The sequence below is a fragment of the Tardiphaga sp. genome, assembly GCF_028290785.1.
Classification (GTDB): domain Bacteria; phylum Pseudomonadota; class Alphaproteobacteria; order Rhizobiales; family Xanthobacteraceae; genus Tardiphaga.
This window is the reverse complement of the sequence record NZ_JAQGJD010000015.1, coordinates 1-2,631: the sequence shown is the minus strand read 5'-3', so window position 1 is coordinate 2,631 and position 2,631 is coordinate 1. Positions and strand designations below refer to the sequence as shown.

Annotated in this window: 2 protein-coding genes; one reads left to right on the top strand and one right to left on the bottom strand. The window is 66.1% G+C overall.

Going from position 1 to position 2,631, the window contains the following annotated elements; translation table 11 throughout:
* Positions 1–332: 332 nt before the first annotated feature.
* Entirely contained in the window at positions 333–1,757 is a 1,425-nt protein-coding gene (locus JWR89_RS00770) for an amidase family protein (protein ID WP_299710493.1), read from the bottom strand.
* Positions 1,758–1,878: 121 nt separating this feature from the next.
* Here JWR89_RS00770 and JWR89_RS00765 point away from each other — a divergent pair.
* The coding region (locus JWR89_RS00765; RefSeq protein ID WP_299710491.1) for an alpha/beta hydrolase at positions 1,879–2,631 on the top strand (753 nt) is incomplete at its 3' end.

Here is a 2,631-nt window from a genome sequence, read left to right as displayed (position 1 = left end):
ACGTTTCAGTCCCTCGAATTCCGTAAAGTGAAATGCTCCGTTGCCACGTGACGGACGAAAAGCCAATGCCGCAGGATGCATTGCAGGTGGCTGCATGGTCTTTGCTGCGGTGCAATGTCGCGGCTGGAAGCGGTTATCCTGCGGGGCCTGTGAGACGAAAGTCGTAGAGGCGCGTCGCCGGCCCATCCCCGTCATTGCGAGGAGCCGTTGCGACGAAGCAATCCAGTTCTTACCGAGCTTGTTGCTCTGGATTGCCGCGTCGCTTCGCTCCTCGCAATGACGGGGATGGTGCGGAGCCTTGCGTCGCCGCAAGGGCTCCTCGCAATGACGACTTAAGCCGCAGCTCTCGGATCGATCGGCGTTGCACCGCTGATGCCCAGAATGTCTTCCAGCACGCGGGAACCGGCGAGCAGCGCCGCGTCGCCGCGCGGCGGGCCGACGATCTGCAAGCCGACCGGCAGTCCCTTCGCGGTGAAGCCGCAGGGCAGCGACAGCGCCGGGCAGCAGATCAGCGTGATCGCGTAGACGATGCCCAGCCACTGCACGTAGTTGTCGAATTTGGTGCCGTTGCATTCGGCGAGGTAGCGCTGCTCGATCGGGAATGGCGGTACGATGGTGGCCGGGCACAGCAGCAGATCGTAGGTCTGGAAGAATTCGTAGGCGCGTGCCGCCATGGCGACGCGCTGCGCCTCGGCGCGCTCGATGTCGGTGACCTTGAGCTTGAGGCCTTCCTCGATGTTCCAGATCACTTCCGGCTTCAGCATGTCGCGCTTGTCGCGGAGCAGCACCGCCTTGGACAGCGCGAAGTCGTAGGCGCGCAGCGCGTGGAAGCACTCATGGGCTTCCCGGAGGTCGGGATGGGCCTCCTCGACGATGATTCCGGCTTCCTCGAAACGCTTCGCCGCGGCGCGGGTGATGGCGACGACTTCGGGATCGACCGGGGTGATGCCGAGATCCGGCGAATAGGCGACGCGCTTCGGCTTGCGGCCGGAGCGCGCGGCAGCGCGGAACGATTCCGGCAGCAGCGGCAGCGACAGCGGATCGGCCGGATGTTCGCCGCTCATGGCGTCGAGCATCAGCGCGAGGTCTTCCACCGTGCGGGCCATCGGGCCCTGCACGCTGAGGGTGCGGGCGATCGCTACTGAGGGCGTTGCCGCGACGCGGCCGATGCTTGGCCGCATGCCGACGATGCCGCAGAAGCTGGCGGGATTGCGCAGCGAGCCGCCCATGTCGGAGCCATGCGCGAGCCACGCGGTGCCGCTGGCCAGCGCCGCCGCGGCGCCGCCGGAGGAGCCGGCCGCCGAACGCGACAGGTCCCACGGGTTAAGCGTGGCGCCGAACACGTCGTTGAAGGTGTTGGCGCCGGCGCCGAATTCCGGCGTGTTGGATTTGGCGTAGATCAGCGCGCCGTTGTCTTCCAGACGTTCGACCAGAATGTTCGACTTGGCGGGGATCACGTCGGCGAAGATCGGCGAGCCCTGCGTGGTGCGCACGCCGGCCACGGCCGTCAGATCCTTGATCGGCACCGGCAGGCCGGCGAGGATGCCGCGCGCGCCGAGCGGCTTCTTCATCAGCTCCTTCGCCGCTGCGCGGGCGCGATCGAAGCACAATGTCGGCAGCGCGTTGACCTGGCCATCGACTGCGGCGATCCGCGCCTCCAGCACGTCGAGCAATTGCAGCGGCGTCACCGTGCCGGCATTGAGTTGATCGACAATGGCACACGCCGTTGCCTTGATGAGATCCGTATCAGTTGCCACGCACGTCTCCAGTTCGCTTGCCTATGAATGTCGATCCCGACGATGTAGCCGTGTAGACGATTTTCTGGAAATGTGGAATCGCGAGCGCGCTGACGCCTCGCATCAATGCAAGGATGCAACCATGAGTAAGCCCTTCGGCGAGACGGACTGGCGCGCGATGAATCAGGCGCAGCTCGACGCCGGCCTCAACAACGGCGTCGCCGTCGCCGGCAGCGCCGAGATCGGCGCGAGCTGGGTGAAGCGCTCCGAGGAGATGAAGGCGAAACATCCCGACCATCTCGACCTCAGCTACGGGCCGCGCGAGCGCAACCGGTTCGATTTCCTGAAGGCCGCCGACGGCGGGCCGACGCTGGTGCTGATCCATGGCGGCTACTGGCAGATGCGCTCGAAGGATTTCTTCACCTGCTTCGCGGCAGGTCCGATGGCGCACGGCATCAATGTCGCCGTGGTCGGCTATACGCTGGCGCCGGAAGCCACGCTGGACGAGATCGTCGCCGAGCTGCACGCCAGCGTCGATGCGGTGGTCGCGCAATCGCCGAAGCTGGGCGCGGACCCGTCGCGCATCATCGTGTCCGGCTGGTCGGCCGGCGGTCATCTCACCGCGACGACGCTGACGCATCCCGCGGTGAAGGGCGGCGTGGCGATATCGGGCATCTACGATCTCGAACCGATCCGGCATTCCTATCTCAACGAAAAGCTGAAGCTCGACGAGGCGATGGCGAAGCGCACCTCACCGCTGATGCAGGAGAGCGGCCCGGCCGCGCCGCTGTCGCTGGTGGTGGGCGGCGGCGAACTGCCGCTGCTGCGCCAGCAGACCGCGGACCTCGCGGCGTTCCGCGCCGCGCATGGATTGCCGGTAAGCTACGAGGAGATT